At 73.0% G+C, this 19,915-nt stretch carries 14 protein-coding genes; 12 read left to right on the top strand and 2 right to left on the bottom strand.

Annotated features, from left to right (window positions below; translation table 11 throughout):
* Positions 1–247: 247 nt before the first annotated feature.
* From Asi03nite_RS13470 to Asi03nite_RS13435, 8 genes are all read left to right on the top strand, one after another.
* Positions 248–1,048 (top strand): MEDS domain-containing protein, encoded by an 801-nt coding sequence (locus Asi03nite_RS13470; RefSeq protein WP_203679729.1) that lies wholly within the window; start codon positions 248–250, stop codon positions 1,046–1,048.
* A complete protein-coding gene (locus tag Asi03nite_RS13465) occupies positions 1,045–2,007 on the top strand; it encodes an anti-sigma factor RsbA family regulatory protein (RefSeq protein ID WP_203679728.1) in 963 nt (320 codons plus the stop codon). The genes Asi03nite_RS13470 and Asi03nite_RS13465 overlap by 4 nt, the downstream gene beginning before the upstream one ends.
* A gap of 108 nt (positions 2,008–2,115) precedes the next feature.
* Positions 2,116–3,492: a glycoside hydrolase family 10 protein gene (locus Asi03nite_RS13460; RefSeq protein WP_203679726.1), complete on the top strand. Its 1,377-nt coding sequence runs from the start codon at positions 2,116–2,118 to the stop codon at positions 3,490–3,492.
* A gap of 341 nt (positions 3,493–3,833) precedes the next feature.
* Complete coding sequence (locus Asi03nite_RS13455; RefSeq protein WP_203679825.1) at positions 3,834–5,459, top strand: serine/threonine-protein kinase; 1,626 nt, start codon at positions 3,834–3,836, stop codon at positions 5,457–5,459.
* A 243-nt stretch (positions 5,460–5,702) separates the two neighbouring features.
* Entirely contained in the window at positions 5,703–7,232 is a 1,530-nt protein-coding gene (locus Asi03nite_RS13450) for a non-reducing end alpha-L-arabinofuranosidase family hydrolase (RefSeq protein WP_203679724.1), read from the top strand.
* A gap of 516 nt (positions 7,233–7,748) precedes the next feature.
* Positions 7,749–10,541, top strand: a complete 2,793-nt coding sequence (locus Asi03nite_RS13445; protein ID WP_203679722.1) for an FAD-binding and (Fe-S)-binding domain-containing protein — start codon at positions 7,749–7,751, stop codon at positions 10,539–10,541.
* Entirely contained in the window at positions 10,538–10,933 is a 396-nt protein-coding gene (locus tag Asi03nite_RS13440; protein WP_203679720.1) for a GNAT family N-acetyltransferase, read from the top strand. The genes Asi03nite_RS13445 and Asi03nite_RS13440 overlap by 4 nt, the downstream gene beginning before the upstream one ends.
* A gap of 76 nt (positions 10,934–11,009) precedes the next feature.
* Positions 11,010–12,026: a hypothetical protein gene (locus Asi03nite_RS13435; RefSeq protein ID WP_203679718.1), complete on the top strand. Its 1,017-nt coding sequence runs from the start codon at positions 11,010–11,012 to the stop codon at positions 12,024–12,026.
* A gap of 70 nt (positions 12,027–12,096) precedes the next feature.
* Here the strand turns inward: Asi03nite_RS13435 and Asi03nite_RS13430 are convergent, their stop codons facing one another.
* On the bottom strand, positions 12,097–12,690 hold the full coding sequence (locus Asi03nite_RS13430) for an acyltransferase (protein WP_203679716.1): 594 nt from the start codon (positions 12,688–12,690) through the stop codon (positions 12,097–12,099).
* Positions 12,691–12,927: 237 nt separating this feature from the next.
* Here Asi03nite_RS13430 and Asi03nite_RS13425 point away from each other — a divergent pair, with 237 nt between their 5' ends.
* Genes Asi03nite_RS13425 through Asi03nite_RS13415 form a run of 3 tightly spaced genes read left to right on the top strand, consistent with a single transcriptional unit; the run spans position 12,928 to position 16,066 of the window.
* Positions 12,928–13,986, top strand: a complete 1,059-nt coding sequence (locus Asi03nite_RS13425; RefSeq protein ID WP_203679714.1) for a Gfo/Idh/MocA family protein — start codon at positions 12,928–12,930, stop codon at positions 13,984–13,986.
* The gene (locus tag Asi03nite_RS13420; RefSeq protein WP_203679711.1) at positions 13,983–14,948 is read left to right on the top strand and encodes an NAD-dependent epimerase/dehydratase family protein; all 966 of its coding nucleotides are present in this window, start codon (positions 13,983–13,985) and stop codon (positions 14,946–14,948) included. Before Asi03nite_RS13425 ends, Asi03nite_RS13420 begins: the two co-directional genes overlap by 4 nt.
* Entirely contained in the window at positions 14,930–16,066 is a 1,137-nt protein-coding gene (locus tag Asi03nite_RS13415) for a DegT/DnrJ/EryC1/StrS family aminotransferase (RefSeq protein WP_239102661.1), read from the top strand. The genes Asi03nite_RS13420 and Asi03nite_RS13415 overlap by 19 nt, the downstream gene beginning before the upstream one ends.
* 447 nt (positions 16,067–16,513) lie before the next feature.
* Here the strand turns inward: Asi03nite_RS13415 and Asi03nite_RS13410 are convergent, their stop codons facing one another.
* Entirely contained in the window at positions 16,514–18,262 is a 1,749-nt protein-coding gene (locus tag Asi03nite_RS13410; RefSeq protein ID WP_203679709.1) for an asparagine synthetase B family protein, read from the bottom strand.
* A gap of 152 nt (positions 18,263–18,414) precedes the next feature.
* On the opposite strand from Asi03nite_RS13410, the gene Asi03nite_RS13405 reads away from it, so the two are divergent.
* On the top strand, positions 18,415–19,668 hold the full coding sequence (locus Asi03nite_RS13405) for an acyltransferase family protein (protein ID WP_203679707.1): 1,254 nt from the start codon (positions 18,415–18,417) through the stop codon (positions 19,666–19,668).
* Positions 19,669–19,915: the final 247 nt, after the last annotated feature.

The raw sequence follows: 19,915 nt of genomic DNA, 5'->3' as shown, positions 1-19,915 counted from the left end.
CGGCTCGCCCCGGCTTCAGCCCGGCGCCGCCGGACCCCGGCTGGGCGCCACCGGTGCCTCCGCCCCGGGCACACCCGCCAGGAGCGGCCGGACCATCTCGGCCGGGCGCGGCCCCGGGCAACCGGCGCCCTGGCCATCTGGCCGTCCGGGGCGGTGCTGGACCTCGACGACGCATCGCACCTGCGCTGACCAGGGACCGGCGGTCGCGCTACTGTTGCGCCGTGACGATTGCCTTGGAGCCCGGCACATGACCCGGGTGGCCGAGGCCCGGCACACGTGTTGGGCATATGACGACCACCGGCCCTTCGACGCCTACGCGCGGGACTTCCTCGGCGCCGGGCTGGCCGCCGGCGAGCGGGTGTGGTATGTGCCTGGCGACTGGACCGGCACGACAGCGGCTTGGCTGCGCGGCGCCGGCCCGGCGGGCGCCGCCCGGGTGATCTCGCAGGCCGACGCGTATCGCGGGGTCGCTGTCGTGGACCCGGCAGGCCAGGTCGCCGCGTACGCCGCCGCCACCGAGGACGCCCTGGCCGCCGGCTTCACCGGCTTCCGGGTCGTCGCCGAGGCCACCGCGCTGGTCCGCAGCGACGCGCAGCGGCACGCCTTCGCCACCTACGAGTACGTCATCGGCCGCTACATGCGCACCGCGCCGATGCGCGCGGTGTGCGGCTACGACCGCTCCGAGCTCGGTGACCGGGCTGTCGCCGAGTTGGCCTGCCTGCACGAGGCCAGCCACGAGGCCGGGGTGACCTTCCAGCTCCACTCCGGCGCACGGGCCGGCGAGAGCGTGCTGACCGGCGAGCTGGATCTGGCCATGCGCGAGGTGTTCGCCTCCGCGCTGGTGCACACCGACCTGGCGACGGCCGGCGGCGAGGTCGTGGTCGACGCCCGCGAGCTGCGGTTCATCGACCACCAGTCGCTGATCGCCCTGCAGCGCCACCTCGAGGCCCGGCGGCTGACCGCTGTCGTGCGGACCCGGCTGGGCGCCACGGCCCGCCTGGCCGGCCTGCTGGAGCTGCCCCGGGTGCGGGTGGCGGTGACCGGATGAGGACCGGGGCCGCCGCGGGGCACCGCGGCTACTTCCACGAGGCGCTCTGCTACGACAGCGACGAGCGCCTGCTGGCCGTGGCCCTGCCGTTCCTGCTCGGCGCGATCGCGGCCGGCGAGCCGGCGGTGGTGGCGCTGGGTGAACGGAACACCGGGCTGCTGCGCGCGGTCCTGCCGGCGGACGCCCCGATCACGTTCCTGTCCGGCGACGCGATGTACACGCGCCCGGCCTCGGCGATCCGGGCGTACCGGAAGATGCTCTCCGATTTCGCCGCCGGCGGCGCCGGGCAGATCCGGGTCATCGGCGAGATCCCACCGGAGGCGTTCGGCGCGACCTGGGACTGGTGGGCGCGGTACGAGTCCGCCGTCAACCACGCCTACGACGAGTTCCCGCTGTGGAGCATGTGCGTCTATGACACCCGCCGCACTCCGGCGCCGGTGCTGGCCGACGTCCTGCGGACCCATCCGCGCAGCGCGCTGCCGGACGACCGGCACGTGCGGAACGCCGACTACACCGAACCGGTCGTCTACCTGAGCGGGTCCCGTCCGCCGGCGCCGGACCCGGTGCAGCGCGCCGAGCCGCTGGCCGACCTCACCGGCCCGACCCCGGCCCAGGCCCGCGACGCGGTGCGCGCCGCCGACCGGGGCGTGCTGCCGCCCGCGGACGTCGACGACCTGATGATGTCGGTCAGCGAGACGGTGGCGAACGCGCATCGGCACGGCCGGGCACCGGTCCGGGTGCGGCTGTGGTCGGGCGCCGACCGCATCGTGGTGGCGGTGACCGACGGCGGCCCCGGCCCCAAGGACCCGTTCGCCGGCCTGCTGCCCAGCGGTGACGGGTCGGACGGGGGTCTCGGGCTGTGGATCGTCCACCAGTCGTGCAGTCACGTCGCCCTGTACCGGCAGCCGGGCGAGTTCACCATCCGGCTGACCGCCGGAAATCCACATTCCGGCAATTGAAAAACGTTATGCCGACGCGGGCGCGATAGTCGTATCTTGCTTCGCCGGGAAATGCGCTGGCAACATTGGCGACCACTGATGGAAGCGCTCCCAAGAAGGGTCCCCCTCATGCCCATCCCCCGCAGAGGCCGCTTTCTCCTGCTCGCCTCCGCCACCGCCGGCGTCGTCGTCGCGGCCGGCATCGCGGTGACCGGCACCGCCGAGGCCGCCAGCACACTCGGCGCCTCGGCGGCGCAGACCGGCCGCTACTTCGGCGCCGCGATCGCCGCCGGCCGGCTCGGCGACAGCACCTACACCGGCATCCTCACCCGCGAGTTCAATTCGGTGACGCCGGAGAACGAGATGAAGTGGGACGCCACCGAACCGTCGCAGGGCCGGTTCAGCTACACCAACGGCGACCGGATCCTCAACCAGGGCCTCTCGAACGGCTCCAAGGTCCGCGGCCACGCCCTGCTCTGGCACCAGCAGCAGCCCGGCTGGGCGCAGAGCCTGTCCGGCAGCGCCCTGCGAACCGCGGCGATCAACCACGTCACCCAGGTGGCGACCCACTACAAGGGCAAGATCTACGCCTGGGACGTGGTGAACGAGGCGTTCGCCGACGGCGGCAGCGGCGGCCGGCGCGACTCGAACCTGCAGCGCACCGGCAACGACTGGATCGAGGCCGCGTTCCGCGCCGCCCGCGCCGCCGACCCCGGCGCGAAGCTGTGCTACAACGACTACAACACCGACGGGGTCAACGCCAAGTCGACAGGCGTCTACAACATGGTCCGCGACTTCAAGGCCCGCGGCGTGCCGATCGACTGCGTCGGCTTCCAGTCCCACCTGGGCACCGGCATACCCGGCGACTACCAGGCCAACCTGCAGCGCTTCGCCGACCTCGGCGTCGACGTGCAGATCACCGAGCTCGACGTCGCGCAGGGCGGCAACCAGGCCGGCGTCTACGCGAGCGTGACCAGGGCCTGCCTGGCCGTGTCCCGGTGCACAGGCATCACCGTGTGGGGCATCCGCGACAGCGACTCCTGGCGCACCGGCGAGAATCCGCTGCTCTTCGACAACTCGGGCAACAAGAAGGCGGCGTACACCTCGGTCCTCAACGCCCTCAACGCCGGCGGCACCACCTCGCCGTCGCCGTCCTCCAGCGGCACCACCTCGCCGTCGCCGTCCCCCAGCGGCACCACTTCACCGCAGCCCACCGGGCCGTGCACCGCGTCGGTGTCGCTCAACTCGTGGAACGGCGGCTTCGTCGCCACCGTCCGGGTCACCGCCGGCTCCGCCCCGGTCAACGGCTGGACCGTCGACGTCACGCTGCCCTCCGGCAGCGCCGTGACCAGCGTGTGGAGCGCCGGCAACACCGGCAGCAGCGGGGCGGTCAGTTTCCGCAACGTGGCCTACAACGGACAGATCCCGGCGGGCGGCTCGACCGAGTTCGGCTTCCAGGGCACCGGGACCGGGCCCTCCGCCACCCCCACCTGCGCCGCCGGCTGACCCGCACTCGGACCACGCCGGCAACGCGGCGCGGCCCCTGCCGCGCCGCCAGCACCCGGCTGGCCGTCAGGGTCTCTCGAGCCCTTCGGGACACCCCTGACGACCAGCCGGGTGCCGGGGCAGGACCGGCGCCGGGTCCGCTTCGGCCTCTGTGCGACCTGCGCCGGTACGGCCGGAGCCGGCAGCACGGCGACGCGGACGGCGTCAGTGGCGCGGCCGGTGCGACCACGCGTGTCATGCCGGCGACGCGGACGGCGACCAGGGTCTGAACGTCGCCGTCGGCGAGATTGCCGTTCGCTGCGGGGTTTCCCGGGGACGGCGACGGGGCATCGGTGGCCGTGATGATTCCCGGCGAGTTGATGGACAGCCGTTTCCGGCTGCGTGACCGGCTCGGCGCCGGTGGGATGTCGGTGGTCTGGCGAGCCCACGACGAGGTGCTCGGCCGCGACGTGGCGGTCAAGGTGCTCGCCGCCGAGCTGGCCGAGGACTCCCTGCTGCTGGACCGCATCCGGGCCGAGGCCCGAGCGGTGGCCCGGCTGCGCCATCCCAACATCGTCGACGTGTACGACTACGGCGAGGTGCCCGGACCGGGTGGCGCCCCGCTGCCGTACGTGGTGATGGAAGTCGTCGAAGGACGCTCCCTGTCCCAGCTGCTCACCGGCGGCGCGCTGCCCTGGCGGCTGGCCGTCGTGATCTGCGCGCAGGTCGCGGCGGCGCTCGCGGCGGCCCACGACCGCGGTGTGGTGCACCGGGACGTCAAGCCGGGCAACGTGGTGGTGGCCGCCACCGGCGTGAAACTCGTCGACTTCGGCATCTCGGCGACCTCCGGCGACGACGACCGGGCCGCCGGCGAGGTGCTGGGCACACCGGCGTACCTGGCCCCGGAACGCCTGGAGAACGGTGTCGTCCGGCCCGCCACCGACGTGTACGCGTTGGGCCTGCTGCTCTACCGGGCGCTGGCCGGCCGGCTGCCGTGGCAGGCGTCGACGACCACCCAGATGCTGCGGGCGCACCGCTACCAGGAGCCGGCCCCGCTGCCCGCCCCGGCCGGGCTGCCCGCCGAGGTGGCCGCGCTGTGCCGCCGCTGCCTGGCCAAGGATCCCCAGCAGCGGCCCACCGCCACCGAGGCCGCGACCGTGCTGGCCAAGGTGGCCGGCCTCACCCGGGCCGGCCTGCGCCTGCCCGGCGAGGTGAGCACACCGCTGCTGCCCACTACCCCGGCCGCCCGGACCGGATGGCTCAACGGCCTGGCCGCCCGGACCGGGCGGCTCGGCAGCCTCACCGCACGGACCGGGCCGCTCGGCGCGACGGCGCGTGCCTGGCGTGCGCGGCCACGACACCAGCGGATCGCGGTCCTGGCCGGCGCCGCGGTGCTGCTGACCGGCGGCGCCGTCGCCGCCGCCATGCCCGGCGAACCCTCCGGCCCCCGGGCGCAGGCGAGCGGCCCCGCGATCACCACCGCTCCGAGCGCACCGGCGCCGCACTGCGCGGTCGGCTACCGCGTCGCCGAGGCGGCCGGCGGCCGGTTCGCCACCAGCGTCAGCGTCGCCAACACCGGCGCCGTGCCGATCGCGGCCGGGCAACTCGACTTCACGCTCCCCGACGAGCAGCGCCTGCTCACCGGCACGCCCGGCGACTGGCGGCAGAGCGGCCGCACCGTCTCGGCACACATCGGCGACCTGCCGCCCGGAGAGACCCGGACCGCGTCGATCCGCGGAACGTATCAGGACGTCAACGCCCTGCCGGACAGCTTCCGGCTCAACGGCACGACGTGCCGGGCCTCCTATTCGATCGCCGGGGCCACGACCCCGCCGACCTCCCGGCCCGCCACCACACAGCGGTTGTCCCGGCCCGCCGCGGCCCCACCGGCCGCCGCGCCCCCGCGGCCGGCCACGCCCGGGAAGGCCGCGCCACCGGCCAAACCGGACAAGAACAAGAAAGAAAAGAAAGCCAACAAAAAACCCTGATCCGGCGTACGGCCTTTCCGTTCCCGTGCGGATGACGGCAGACTCCGCGCGGACAAGAATTCCGGAGAACTGTTATGCGCGCCGCCCCGATCTGGTCGCGGGCGAGCGCGGGCGTCGACGCCTTGAAACGCCGGTAACCGTCTGGCAACATCGCTTCTTGAATGTGAGCGCTCCCAATCGCCGTATCCCCTGGTGGCCGCAGGGGCATTCCCCCGGTTTCGCGCCCGCTCCCAAGGAGCCATCATGACGGTGCACCATCCCCCCGTACCCCCATCGATCGAAGGACCGCCGGCCGCGCCGCGCCGCAGGTGGCGGCGAAGCGCTCTGGCCGCGCTGGCTCTCGCCGCCGGCGCCGGAGTCGTCGCGGTGACCGCCTCGGCGGCATCCGCCGCGACGATCGACACCAGCGCGTCGTACGTGCTGGTCAACCGCACCAGCGGCAAGGCGCTCGACGTCTACAACCTGGCCACCAACGACGGCGCCCGGATCACCCAGTGGGCCCGCAACGACCAGGCGCAGCAGCAGTGGCAGTTCGTCGACTCCGGCGGCGGCTACTACCGCCTGAAGTCCAAGTACTCCGGCAAGGTGCTGGACGTCTACAACTGGTCCACCGCCGACGGCGGCTCGATCGTGCAGTGGACCGACAACAACGCCGCCAACCAGCAGTTCAGCGTGCAGGACATCGACGGCTACATCCAGCTGATCAACCGCAACAGCGGCAAGGCCCTCGAAGTACAGGGCGCGTCCACCGCGGACGGCGCGAACATCGTGCAGTACGCCGACTGGAACGGCGCCAACCAGCAGTGGCAGCTGGTCCGGGCCGGCACGTCCACGCCGTCGACCGGAACGACGACATCGCCCGGCACGTGCGGGCTGCCGTCGTCCTACCGCTGGAGCTCGACGGGCCCGCTGGCGACGCCGAAGTCGGGCTGGGTGTCGCTCAAGGACTTCACCACCGTGCCCTACAACGGCCGGAACCTGGTGTACGCCACCACGCACGACACCGGATCGTCCTGGGGCTCGATGAACTTCGGCCTGTTCACCAACTGGTCGGACATGGCCTCGGCCAGCCAGAACACGATGTCCAGCGGGACCGTCGCGCCGACCCTGTTCTACTTCGCCCCGAAGAACATCTGGGTGCTCGCCTACCAGTGGGGGCCGACCGCCTTCTCCTACCGGACGTCGAGCGACCCCACCAACGCGAACGGCTGGTCGGCGGCTCAGCCGCTCTTCTCGGGGTCGATCTCCGGCTCCGGCACCGGGCCCATCGACCAGACCCTCATCGGTGACGGTACGAACATGTACCTGTTCTTCGCCGGCGACAACGGCAAGATCTACCGGGCCAGCATGCCGATCGGGAACTTCCCCGGCAACTTCGGCTCCTCCTACACCACGATCATGAGCGACTCGACGAACAACCTGTTCGAGGCGCCCCAGGTCTACAAGCTCCAGGGCCAGAACCAGTACCTCATGATCGTCGAGGCGATCGGCGCGAACGGCCGCTACTTCCGCTCGTTCACCGCCACCAGCCTGAACGGCTCCTGGACGCCGCAGGCCGCGACCGAGAGCAACCCCTTCGCCGGCAAGGCGAACAGCGGCGCGACCTGGACCAACGACATCAGCCACGGCGAACTGGTCCGGACCACCGCCGACCAGACCATGACCGTCGACCCGTGCCGCCTGCAACTGCTGTACCAGGGCCGCTCGCCCAGCTCCGGCGGCGACTACGGCCTGCTCCCGTACCGCCCCGGCCTGCTGACCCTGCAGCGCTAGCCGCGTCACCTCCTCACCCGGGCCACCCGCCCGGGTGAGAAGCGGCCAGCTGGCCCTGGCGGTGGTCATCGGGTCCGGAAGGACGACCACGGGGACCAGCCGGGGCGTGACGCGCTCGGGGCCGCTCGCGCGCGTCGGCGCCCGCTCTCCGGGGAATACCGGGGCCACCCGGCGATCGGACAGCATGGGGGTCAGGTGAGGGGGTGCGGCGGCCGACAGCGGAGCCGGGCGGCGGCCGGGCCGGGCCGGGTGGGTGCGGCGCGCGTGGAATGCTGGATCCCGTGACGCGAATCGTGGTGGCCGGGCCCGGGGCGGCCGGAGCGCCGGTCGTGGCCGGGCCGCACCGGGCTCCCGCGGGCCGCAACGACCTCGCGGCCCTGCGGTGATCCGGGGACTGTCTCGCGGATCACACGAGGCGACCCCTGGTCCCGCGCTGCGGGAAGCCTCCACCGGCCGGAACCGGCTTGTCGGTACTGTGCTGGCACTGCCCGACGAGAGATTGCCCTGGAAAACGACGTGACGACCGCTGCCATCTCGACCGACCTCGTCCCGAGCCTGCGCCGCGCCGGCGTGCCCGACGTGCTGACCGACCCGGCTCACCGATCGGCGTATGCCAGCGACGCCTCCCTGTACCGAGTGGTGCCGCAGGCGATCGTGCGGCCGCGGCACGACGACGACGTGCTGGCGACCCTCGCCGTCTGCCGCGAGCTGGGCATCCCGATCACCGCGCGGGGCGCCGGCACCTCGGTGGCCGGCAACGCGATCGGCCCCGGCATGATCCTCGACTTCAGCCGGCACATGAACCGGGTGCTCGAGGTCGACGGCGACGCGCGCACCGCCCGGGTGCAGGCCGGGACGGTGCAGGCCACCCTGCAGGCCGCGGCCAGGCCGTTCGGGCTGCGCTTCGGGCCGGACCCGTCGACGCACACGCGGTGCACGATCGGCGGCATGATCGGCAACAACTCGTGCGGGTCGCGGACGCTGGGCTACGGCCGTACCTCCGACAACGTCCTTGATCTGAAGGCCTTCACCGTCGCCGGCGAGAACCTGGCCGAGTCGGGGGTCGTCGATTCCCTGCGGGAGCTGATCGGGGCCAACCTCGCGGTCGGGCGCACCGAGTTCGGCACGTTCGGGCGCCAGGTCTCCGGGTACGCGGTGGAGCACCTGCTCCCGGAGAACGGGTTCAACCTCACCGAGTTCCTGGTCGGCAGCGAGGGCACGCTCGCCGTGATCACCGAGGCGACGGTCCGGCTGGTGGCCGATCCGGCCCATCGCACCCTGGTCGTGCTCGGCTACCCCGACTTCGGCACGGCCGGCGACGTCATCCCGGCCATCCTGGAGTTCACGCCGACCGCCTGCGAGGGCCTGGACCACCGGATCTGCGACGTGGTGCGCAGCCGCCGCGGGCCGGACGCGGTGCCGCCACTGCCGGCCGGCGCCGCCTGGCTGATGGTCGAGATCGCCGGTGACGACCTGGACGAGGTCCGCTCGCGCACCGAGAAGCTGATCGCGGCGGCGCAGGCGATCGACGCGCTGGTGGTCGAGGACCCGGTGCGGGCCGCGCCGCTGTGGAAGATCCGGGAGGACGGGGCCGGGCTGGCCGGGCGCGCGCCGAGCGGGCTGCCCGCGCACGCCGGCTGGGAGGACGCCGCGGTGCCGCCCGCCAGGATCGGGGCGTACCTGCGCGACTTCGACGCGCTGACCGAGCGGCACGGGCTGAGCGCGATGCCGTACGGGCACCTCGGCGACGGCTGTGTGCACGTGCGCCTGGACTTCCCGCTGGACAAGCCGGGCGGGCCGGGCAGGTTCCGGGCGTTCCTGGAGGACGCGGCCGACCTCGTGGTCAGCTACGGCGGGTCGCTCTCCGGTGAGCACGGCGACGGGCGAGCCCGCAGCGAGCTGCTGAGCCGGATGTACTCGCCGGCCGCGATGACCCTGTTCCGGCAGATCAAGCACACCTTCGACCCGGCGAACCTGCTCAACCCGGGCAACCTCGTGGACCCGGACCCGGTGGACGCCAACATCCGGGTGTCGCAGGCGCGGCCGGTGCGCACACGGCTCGCCCTCGCCTACCACCACGACGGCGGAGACTTCAACCAGGCCGTGCACCGGTGCACAGGCGTCGGGAAGTGCCGCGCGGACACCACGGCGCTGGGCGGCGTGATGTGCCCGTCGTTCCTGGCCACCAGGAACGAGAAGGACTCCACCCGGGGGCGGGCCCGGGTGCTGCAGGAGATGCTCGACGGGGACCTGGCGCCGGATTGGCGGGCCGAGGCCGTACACGATGCGCTCGATCTCTGTCTGTCCTGCAAGGGATGCGCCTCGGACTGTCCGACCGGGATCGACATGGCGGCCTACAAGTCGGAGGTGCTGCACCAGAGCTTCCGGGGACGGGTCCGGCCGCGGTCGCACTACTCGTTGGGGTGGCTGCCGCGGTGGTCCCGGTTGGCGTCGCGCATGCCGCGCCTGGCCAACCTGATGACCAGCCTGCCCGGCATCCGCGGGCTCGCGCTCTTCGCGGCCGGCGTCGACAGCCGGCGCTCCATCCCGACCTTCGCGGAGAAGACGTTCCGGTCGTCGTTCCGGGGCACGGCGACCGGCAAACCGGTCATCCTGTTCGTGGACAGCTTCACCGACCACTTCGCGCCGGCGATCGCGCAGGCCGCTGTCGACCTGCTCGTCGACGCCGGCTACGCGCCACGGGTGACCAGCCGGACGGCGTGCTGCGGGCTGACCTGGATCACCACCGGCCAGCTCGACGCGGCCCGGCGCATCCTCGGCACGACGGTGGCCGAGCTGCACGAAGCGGTCAAGCAGGGCATCCCGATCGTCGGCCTGGAGCCGTCCTGCACCGGCGTGCTGCGCCAGGACGCCGTCGAGCTGGTCGACAACGAGGCCGCCCGGGAGGTCGCGGCGGCGACCCGGACGGTGGCCGAGCTGCTTGCCGCCACTCCCGGCTGGTCTCCGCCCTCGCTCGCGGGGGTCCGGGTGATCGCCCAGCCGCACTGTCACCACCACGCCGTGATGGGCTGGGACGCCGACGCCAAGCTGCTGAAGGAGGCCGGTGCGACGGTGCGGCGGCTCGGCGGGTGCTGCGGCCTGGCCGGCAACTTCGGGGTGGAGCGCGGCCACTACGAGGTCTCCGTGGCGGTCGCCGAGCAACAGCTGCTGCCGGCGCTGGAGAAGGCCGAGGAGGGCGACGTGTTCCTGGCCGACGGGTTCTCCTGCCGCACCCAGGCCGACGACCTGGCCGGGGTGTCCGGCGTGCACCTGGTCCAGCTGCTGGCGAACGCGCTGCCCCGCGCATGATCCGCGCCTTCGCCCGGGACGACTACGACGCGGTCGCCGAGGTGTGGTCGGCGGCCGGGGTCGAGGTCGTGCCCAGGGCCGAACTTGATCTGAAGCTGTCCCGGGACCCGGAGTTGTTCCTGGTGTCGCTCACCGACGGCGAGATCAGCGGGGTCATCCTGGGGACCTGGGACGGCCGGCGCGGCTGGATCTTCCGGCTCGGGGTGCACCCCGCGCACCGCCGCCGGGGCATCGCCACGGCACTGGTCCGTGAGCTCGAGGCCCGGTTCCGCGCGCTGGGCTGCCCGCGGGTCAACCTGCTGGTGCTGCCGCACAACGAGTCGGGGCTGCGGTTCTGGCAGAGCCTCGGCTACCTGCCGGCGCCGGACGTGCTCTGCACCAGGCCCCTCTGACGGCCCGCGGTCCCGGGCGTCGTTCATCACCTCCGGCGAATCCCCGCCGGTGGCGCGCGCATGGTCGAATGGGGGCATGCTGCTCGCCCCGTTGCTCGCGGCCGCGGTAGCGGCCACCCCGGTCTGCCAGGCCGGCGACAAGCGCCTGGACGAGCTGTCCGGGCTGGTGGCCACCGCCGACGGGTACGTGGTGGTCGACGACGGCGCCGACCAGGCGTCGCACCGGAAGATCTTCTACCTGTCGGCGGACTGCTCGGTGCGGCGCACGGTGTCCTACCCGTCGCGGCCCCGCGACACCGAGGACCTGCAGCTGGGGCGGGACGGCACGCTGTGGGTCGCGGACATCGGGGACAACGGCTCGTCGCGGAGCACGATCGGGTTGTGGAAGCTGGCGCCGGGCTCGTCGAAGCCGCGCCTCTACCGGCTGTCCTACCCGGACGGCGCGCACGACGCCGAGGCGCTGCTGATCGCCCCGGACGGCACCCCGGTGATCGTGACCAAGACGCCCGGGGCGGCGGGGGTCTACGTGCCGGCCGGCGCGCTGGACCCGGGCGGCACGACGAGGCTGCGCGCGGCCGGGCAGGTGTCGGTGCCGATCACGATGACCGGCAACCCGTTCTCGTTCGCCGGCCGCCTGGTGATCACCGGGGCGGCGAGCAGCCCGGACGGGTCGCGCGTGGTCCTGCGGACCTACGCGGACGCCTTCGAGTACGACGTGGCCGGTGGCGACGTCGTCACCGCGATCACCTCCGGCACGCCGAGGCAGGTCCCGCTGCCGGACGAGCCGCAGGGCGAGGCGGTCGCCTACACGCCCGACGGCACGGCGCTGCTGACCGTCTCGGAGGGGGCCAAGCCGGCCCTGCTGCGGTACCCGCTTCCCGGCGCGCCGGCTCCGGCCTCCCCAACGCCGGCTCCGGCCTCCCCCACGCCGGCGTCGGTCCCGGCCTCCGGGCAACCCTCGCCGGCCCTCGCCGCGGCCTCCTCCTCCGGCGAGTCCTCCCGGCTTCCCCTCGTGCTGTTCCTGCTGACCGGTACGGCAGCGGTGCTCGCCGCCGCGTTCGCCTTCGCGCGCCGCCGAGCCGGCCGGCGATAGCAGCGGTCGGCCCCGGTCGCCCGCCGGGCCGGTCAGCCGGCGCGACCAGCCCGGACGGCGGCGCGGACGGTCACCCCTCGGCGAGTGCCCCGCCGGTCTCGGTGTAGGTGGCGCCGGTCTCCGGGCACACCCAGACGCCGTCGCCCTTGCGGGTCAGCGGCCGGCCGGCCCGCCCCACCCAGCCGACGCGCCGCGCCGGCACGCCCACCACCAGCGCGAAGTCCGGCACGTCAGTGGTCACCACGGCGCCCGCCGCGACCAGCGCCCAGCGGCCCACGGTCACCGGGGCGACGCAGACCGCCCGCGCGCCGATCGCCGCGCCCTCGCCGACGGTCACGCCGACCGCGGTCCAGTCGTCGCCGGACTTGAGCCGGCCGTCCGGGGTCACCGCGCGCGGGTACTCGTCGTTCGTCAGCACCGCGGCCGGGCCGACGAAGACACCGTCGGCGAGCCTGGCCGGTTCGTACACCAGCGCGTGGTTCTGCAGTTTGACGTTGTCGCCGATGCTCACGCCGGGCCCGACATAGGCCCCGCGCCCGACGGTGCAGTTGCCGCCGAGCGTGGCACCCTCCCGGATCTGCGCGAGGTGCCAGATCCGGGTGCCGGCGCCGATCGTCGCGCGCGGGTCCACATCGGCCGTGGGAGCCACTGTCACGTCGGTCATGAGCAGCCTTTCCGGTAAGGACGCGGCACAGGGTAGCGGGCGGCAGGGCACGGCGATGTCGGGAAGGCGACGGCACTGTCCATTGTGACCTTTGGTCTACCCGGAACGGCCGAACGGATCGGCTTGCGCTCCGGGCGCGCGGTAATGCGACAGCGATCTGGCGGATGTCCTCAAGGGATCGATAGCTTGCCAGAGGTTTGTGCATCCGTGCTGATCCGAGACAGAAACGGAAGTCACTTGAACGCGTCCGAGCCGATCGGGACCGCCGTCATCGGGGCCGGGTACTGGGGCCCCAACCTCGTCCGCAACTTCTCGGCCAGTCCGGCGTTCCGGCTGCGCTGGCTCTGCGACCTCGACGTCGGGCGGGCCCGCCGGGTCCTCGGCGGCTACTCCACGGTCGGCGTGACCGGGGACCTGCGGGAGGTGCTCGCCGACCCGGCCGTGCAGGCCGTCGCGATCGCCACCCCGGCCGGCACCCACCTCGAGGTGGCGCTGTCCGCCCTGCGCGCCGGCAAGCACGTGCTGGTCGAGAAGCCGCTCGCGGCCACCTACGAGGAGGGCCGCCGGCTCGTCGAGGAGGCCGAGGATCGGGGCCTGACCCTGATGTGCGACCACACCTACTGCTACACCCCCGCGGTGCTGCGCATCCGGGAGCTGTTGCGCTCCGGCGAGCTGGGCGAGCTGCACTTCCTCGACTCCGTACGGATCAATCTCGGTCTGGTCCAGCGCGACATCGACGTGCTCTGGGACCTCGCGCCGCACGACCTCTCGATCCTGGATTTCGTCCTCCCCGAGGGCGTCACCCCGGTGACGGTCTCCGCGCACGGCGCGGACGGGATCGGCGCCGGCCGGGCCTGCGTGGCGTACCTGACGCTGCGGCTGAGCAACGGCGCGATCGCGCACATCCACGTGAACTGGCTGTCCCCGGTGAAGATCCGCACGGCGATCTTCGGCGGCTCCAAGCGGACCCTGGTCTGGGACGACCTGAACCCCAGCCAGCGGCTGGCGATCTACGACCGGGGAGTCGACGTGGCGTCGCCCGAGGAGCTCGGCGACGAGCAGCGCCGGGACATCCTGATCTCGTACCGCTCCGGCGACATGGTCGCGCCGGCGCTGACCGAGCGGGAGGCGCTGCGCACCATGGTCGAGGAGTACGCCCGGGCGATCACCACGAAGACTCCCGCGCTCACCGACGGCCGTTCCGGGCTGCGGGTGCTCGGGCTGCTGCAGGCCGCCTCCCGGAGCCTCGGCGAGGGCGGCACGACGATCCGGATCGACGAAGGGCACATGGCGTGACGGCTGTATCGATCGAGGGCGCGCGCGCCCTGGTCACCGGCGGGGCGGGCACCATCGGTTCGCACGTGGTCGACGAACTCGTCCGCGGCGGGGCCGCCGAGATCGTGGTCCTGGACAACTTCGTCCGCGGCCGGCGGGACAACCTGGCCTGGGCGCTGGAGAACGGGCCGGTCGAGCTGGTCGAGGGCGACATCCGCGACGTGGATCTGGTCCGCCGCACGACCGCCGGCAAGGACCTGGTGTTCCACCTGGCCGCCATCCGGATCACGCAGTGCGCCGAGGAGCCGCGGCTGGCCAACGAGGTCCTGGTCGACGGCACGTTCAACGTGATCGAGGCGGCCGCCGACGCACGGGTCACGAAGCTGATCGCGTCGTCGTCGGCGTCGGTCTACGGCCTGGCCGAACAGTTCCCGACCACCGAGCGCCACCACCCGTACAACAACGACACGTTCTACGGTGCGGCCAAGGCGTTCAACGAGGCCACCCTGCGCAGCTTCAAGGCCATGAAGGACCTCGACTACGTCGCGCTGCGGTACTTCAACGTGTACGGCCCGCGGATGGACATCCACGGCCTCTACACCGAGGTGCTGATCCGCTGGATGGAGCGCATCGAGGCGGGCGCGCCCCCGCTGATCCTCGGCGACGGCCTGCAGACCATGGACTTCGTGCACGTGGCCGACATCGCCCGGGCCAACCTCCTGGCCGCGGAGGCGGACGTCACCGACGAGGTGTTCAACATCGCCAGCGCCACCGAGACCAGCCTGAAGGAGCTGGCCGCGGCGCTGGCCGCGGTGATGAAGTCGGACCTGGCCCCGGAGCACGGCCCGGCCCGCGCGGTGAACGGCGTCACCCGCCGCCTCGCCGACACCAGCGCCGCCTGGGACAGGCTCGGCTTCCGCGCCGAGATCAGCCTCAGCGACGGCCTGCAGGGCCTCGTCGACTGGTGGCGGTCGTCCAAGTGATCCCGGTGATGATCCCCATGCTCGGGGAGGAAGAGGCCGCGGCCGCCGCGGAGGCGGTCCGCTCCGGCTGGGTCGCCCAGGGCCCCCGGGTCGCCCGGTTCGAGCGGGAGTTCGCGGCCACCGCCGGCGCCGCGCACGGCGTCGCGGTCAGCTCCTGCACGACCGGCCTGCACCTGTCGCTGGTGCTGCTCGCCCTGCGGCCCGGCGACGAGGTGATCGTCCCGTCGCTGTCGTTCATCGCCACCGCGAACGCGGTCCGCTACGTCGGCGCCACCCCCGTCTTCGCCGATGTCGACCTGGCCACCGGCAACCTGACAGTGGACACGATCGACGCGGTCCGCACCTCGCGCACCCGGGCGATCGTCGCGGTGCACCAGGGCGGCGTCCCGTTCGACACGGTAGCGGTGCGCAAGGCCGCCGACGACTGGGGCCTGGCGCTGGTCGAGGACGCCGCGTGCGCCGCCGGCACCACCGTCTACGGTCAGCCGGCCGGCGCCGGCGCCGCGGTCGCCGCGTGGTCGTTCCACCCGCGCAAGGTGCTCACCACCGGCGAGGGCGGCATGGTCACCGTCGACGACGCGGACACCGCGGCCCGGCTGCGGCGCCTGCGCGAGCACGGCATGAACGTGTCCGCGGCCGATCGGCACCGCAGTTCGCAGCCGGTCCTGGAGACGTATCTGGAGACCGCTTTCAACTACCGCATGACGGACATCCAGGCGGCGGTCGGCCTGGTCCAGCTGGGCCGCCTGGCCGGCCTGGTCGAGCAGCGGCGCGCGCTGGCGGCCCGCTACCAGGAGCTGCTGTCCGGCATCGACGGCCTGGTCCCGGTCCGTGACCCGGCCTGGGGGCGGACCAACTACCAGTCGTTCTGGGTGCTGCTGAACCGGCCGTACCGCACCGGCCGCGACGAGGTGCTGGCCGAGCTGGCGAAACGGGGCGTCTCCGCGCGGCGGGGCATCATGGCGGCCCATCTGGAGCCGGCCTACGCCGACGTCGCCCCGGCTCCGCTGCCGGTCACCGAGCGCATCACCCGGGATTCGCTGATTCTTCCCCTGCACCACCAGGTGACCGAGGACGATCAGCGCCACATCGTAGGAATCCTCCGCGAACTCGCCTGAGGACGCTTTTCCACCGGCTCGGCGGGGGCGGCCAGGCTCCCGCCGAATTCGGATCACATTCACATTCTTCATGTCGTGCGCCCGGCGGGCCCGGCGATCTGACCGCCGGCGCGTCCAAAACAATCGCCGGTCCCTTCCTTCTTCGCCGTTGGCCCGAGGAAGTGAGCGTGGTCGGCTTCGACGGCATGCCGGACTCCGGGTAATTCCCGCACACCCCTGTCGGCGAGAAATCCGTTTCCGCCAAGCCCCGTTTGCGCGCTCTGACGCGACGCCGCGGCCCGCCCCCGCGGCCGGTCGTGGGGGTGCGCCCCGGAGCCAGCCGAAACCGTATGCCGCGACGCACGTCCCACCACGAATCCCCCTCGCGCCAGCCGGCTGGCGGGAGCCGCGCTGCGGGGTCTCGCGCCGCGGCATCGCGGGCAGGGCCGGGCGCGGTGTCGCGGGCGGTCAGCGGTCGGCGATCACGAGCAGGTTGACCAGGAAGGCGACGGTGGCCGGTGACGGGGTGGCGCGCCCGGCCAGGACGTCGTCGAGCCAGGACCCGCGGACCAGGCCGGTGTCGCGCAGCGGGGCGGTGACCAACGGCTCGGCGCGCCAGTGGGCGACCACCAGGCCGGCCATCTCGGTCGCGCCGAGCTGCGGGCGGCCCTGACCGCGAAGCCTCTGGCGGATCTTGCGGGCGGCCTTCCGCGCGGTCACCCGGTAGCCTGCGGTCCGCGCGGCCAGGCCGGGCTTGCCCATGCGGTCCGGGATCAGGCCCGAGTCCAGCGGGACCGCGGCCAGCGCCGGGTCGAGCAGCGTGATCAGGCGGCCGGTGAGCAGGCCGTTGCGCTTCTCCTCGGGGCGGACCGCGTGGGCCAGCTGGACGAAGCGGCGATCGAACATCGGGTTGATGAAGTGCCGGTTGGCGGCCGCGACCGAGCCGTGCGCGCCCGACCAGCGCTGCATCCGCTGGTACAGATAGAAGTGATCGGTGGCGGCCAGCCACTCCGACGGATAGCCCTCGAACGACTCGGTGATCAGCTCCAGCGCCAGGGAGCGGGCCGAGGCGGCGAATTGCGGCGCCAGCGCCTCCGGGGAGACGGCCTCGTTGGCGTAGAGCCGCCAGGTGGCCAGCTTCTCGATCAGCCCGGGGCCGGTCACCGCGCCGCTGGGCTGGCCGAAGTAGTAGAAGCCGCGGCACGTCTCGCCGCCCAGGCCGGAGAGCCGGTGGCCCTGCTCCAGTTCGGCCTCGGCGCGCAGCAGCGGGGCCAGCGCCAGCGGGCTGGCCATGCAGTCCAGCTCACGGGCGGCCCGGACGGCCAGGTCGAAAGCCGCGCCGGGAGTGACCGCCGGCCCGTCGTCCATCCAGTGAATCCGCAGGTCCATCCCGGTCATCCCGGCCAGCCGGGCAGCGAAGCGCGAATCCGTGCCACCGTGCACGTCCAGGGTCAGCGCCGGCAACCCCACCCGCAGGTCGGCCCGGATCGCCGCTTGCAGCACCCGGCTGTCCTGCCCGCCGGTCAGCTGCAGCACCGAGCGCGGGTGATCCCGCAGGTAGGCCTCGTGGAACGCGGTCATGAGGGCCGCCTGCTCGATCGCCGCGTCCTCCACCGACGGCGGCGCTCCGTCCACGGCGAGCGACTCCTCGACGTACCGGTGCAGGGTGACCCGGCCGTTCTCCAGCGCCACGAGGCAGCCGGCGGGCACCTTGTGCACCCCCTCGAACACCGTGCGCAGGCCGATCTGCCAGCCTGCCAGACTCTGCACCGCGAGCGCGGACCGGTCCTGATCGGCGCCGGCCAGGGCGCGCAGCGCGAGGGCGCTGGTGGAGATCGCCGCGACGCCGGCGCCCTGCCACCAGAAAAGCTGCCGGAAGCCGAGCCAGTCGGTCGCCGCGACCACCGGCGCGCCGGCGCCGTCGCTGTGCGCGGCGGCGAACGGCGGGACCAGCTCGGCCAGCGCCGGCCCCGCCACCTTGGCGCCGTCGCGCAGCAGCGTGCCGAGAGCCTCGGTGGCGACATCCGCGGTCCGCGTCCGGGCGGCCTTCCCCAGCCGGACGGTGAAGGCGTCGGCGTCCACCCGGTCCGCCGGGTCCGGACCGCCCAGCGCGAACCAGCCGCCCGGTGTGCGCGTGACGACCGGCGCGCCGGTGAGCTGAGCCAGGACGCCGGCCGCGGGAGCCGACGCGCCGGAAACCGCCAGGAAGGACTTCACCGCAGAATTCCCATCACGGATTCACCCTATCCTCCACAACGGATAGCCGGGAAGGCCGCCGAATCCGACAATCGACCCGCTTCCCGCACAGCGTGGCTGTCATTCTTCCGACCCCCTGGAAATAGTCACTGACGACCTGGTTTACTCCGTAGATGCGGGATCCGATCTGGACACGGCAAACCGTCGACACGGCTTTCTCCGGCCCGGACAACAGTTTCGGCTTCCTGCGCCTGTTGTTCGCCTTCGCCGTCCTGGTCTCCCATTCGCTGCCGCTGGGCTACGGCGAAGAGGATCTGGGCGGTGGCCTCACCCACGGGCAGACCGTGCTCGGCGAGATCGGCCTCCTCGGGTTCTTCACGATCTCCGGGTTCCTGATCACCCGCAGCGCGGGCCGGCTCCCGCTTCCCCGCTACCTGTGGCACCGCGCCCTGCGCATCCTGCCCGGCCTCTGGGTGTGCCTGATCGTCACCGGGTTCGTCTTCGCCCCGGTGGTCGCGCTGATCGAGCGCGGCAGCCTGGCCGGGTTGTTCACCGAGCCCGGCGGCCCGGTCAGCTACGTGGCGAACAACCTGGCGATCAAGATCCGGCAGTACGGGATCTCCGACCTGCTGCTGGACACGCCGTACGGTGAGCTCACCGGCACGTCGGTCGTCAACGGCCCGCTGTGGAGCCTGCTGTACGAGACGCTCTGCTACCTCCTGGTCGCCGGGCTCGCCGTGGCCGGGGTGCTCAGGCGCGCCCGGTGGGTGATCGTGCTCCTGGCCGCCGGCCTGCTCGGGTGGATCGTCCGGGATTTCCTGGGCGCCCCGCGGATCCCCGGCCCGCAGGGTCAGCACGGCCCGTTCCTGGGCATCGGCGCGCTCGACGCGTACTCGCTGATCTATCTGACCTACGTGTTCCTGCTCGGCGCGCTGTTCCAGGTGTACCGCCGGTCGATAGTGCTCAACGACGGCGGCGCGCTCGCCGCCGCGGTGGTGCTGGCCGGGACGCTGCGGTTCGGCGGGTTCGCCGTGCTCGGCTACCCGGCGTTCGCGTACCTGGTGCTCTGGCTGGCGATCCGCCTGCCGGCGCCGTTGCGGCGGGTCGGGCGGCGCCGCGACTACTCGTACGGCTTCTACATCTACGCCTTCCCGGTGCAGCAGCTGCTCGCCCTGCTCGGCGTCCCCGATCTCGGCCTGGTCGCCTACATCGCGCTGGCCAGCCTCGGCACCCTGGCCCTGGCGATCCCGTCCTGGCATCTCGTCGAGCGCCCGGCGATGTCGGTCAAGGACTGGCGACCCGGTCAGCGTACGACCGCGGGCGACCACGCGTCCGGGACGAACAGGCGCGGCGAGCCGGTCCCGTCGGCCGGCACCACCCACACGTCGCTGGCCGACGGCCCGCTGCCGGAGCGCGGCAGGCCGTAGAGCACCCGGTCGTCGTCGAGCCACTCGATCTGGTCGTCCACGCTGTGCTTCTCGGCGAGCGGCGTGGACCTCCCGGTGGCCAGGTCGTGGACGGCGATCAGCCACTGCCCCTCGGGCTGCCCGTCGCGGGTCTTGAAGGCGAGCCTGGTGCCGTCCGGCGACAGCGACGGGCACTCGGCGTCCTCCCGCAACGCTGTCAGCTCCCGCGTCCGCAGGCTGCCGCGCACCAGCCAGGTCTTGTCCCCGG

Origin of the sequence: Actinoplanes siamensis (assembly GCF_016862395.1) — a bacterium.
GTDB classification, from domain to species: domain Bacteria; phylum Actinomycetota; class Actinomycetes; order Mycobacteriales; family Micromonosporaceae; genus Actinoplanes; species Actinoplanes siamensis.
The sequence above is the reverse complement of the archived record's forward strand: the minus strand, read 5'-3'. Positions and strand labels throughout refer to the sequence as shown.

Bases quoted from the DNA above. Each gene is read 5' to 3' on its own strand.
- Asi03nite_RS13440 (WP_203679720.1), top strand. From the start codon at position 10,538: ATGATCCGCGCCTTCGCCCGGGACGACTACGACGCGGTCGCCGAGGTG.
- Asi03nite_RS13460 (WP_203679726.1), top strand. From the start codon at position 2,116: ATGCCCATCCCCCGCAGAGGCCGCTTTCTCCTGCTCGCCTCCGCCACC.
- Asi03nite_RS13455 (WP_203679825.1), top strand. From the start codon at position 3,834: ATGATTCCCGGCGAGTTGATGGACAGCCGTTTCCGGCTGCGTGACCGG.
- Asi03nite_RS13450 (WP_203679724.1), top strand. From the start codon at position 5,703: ATGACGGTGCACCATCCCCCCGTACCCCCATCGATCGAAGGACCGCCG.
- Asi03nite_RS13405 (WP_203679707.1), top strand. From the start codon at position 18,415: ATGCGGGATCCGATCTGGACACGGCAAACCGTCGACACGGCTTTCTCC.
- Asi03nite_RS13470 (WP_203679729.1), top strand. From the start codon at position 248: ATGACCCGGGTGGCCGAGGCCCGGCACACGTGTTGGGCATATGACGAC.
- Asi03nite_RS13430 (WP_203679716.1), bottom strand. From the start codon at position 12,690: ATGACCGACGTGACAGTGGCTCCCACGGCCGATGTGGACCCGCGCGCG.
- Asi03nite_RS13435 (WP_203679718.1), top strand. From the start codon at position 11,010: ATGCTGCTCGCCCCGTTGCTCGCGGCCGCGGTAGCGGCCACCCCGGTC.
- Asi03nite_RS13465 (WP_203679728.1), top strand. From the start codon at position 1,045: ATGAGGACCGGGGCCGCCGCGGGGCACCGCGGCTACTTCCACGAGGCG.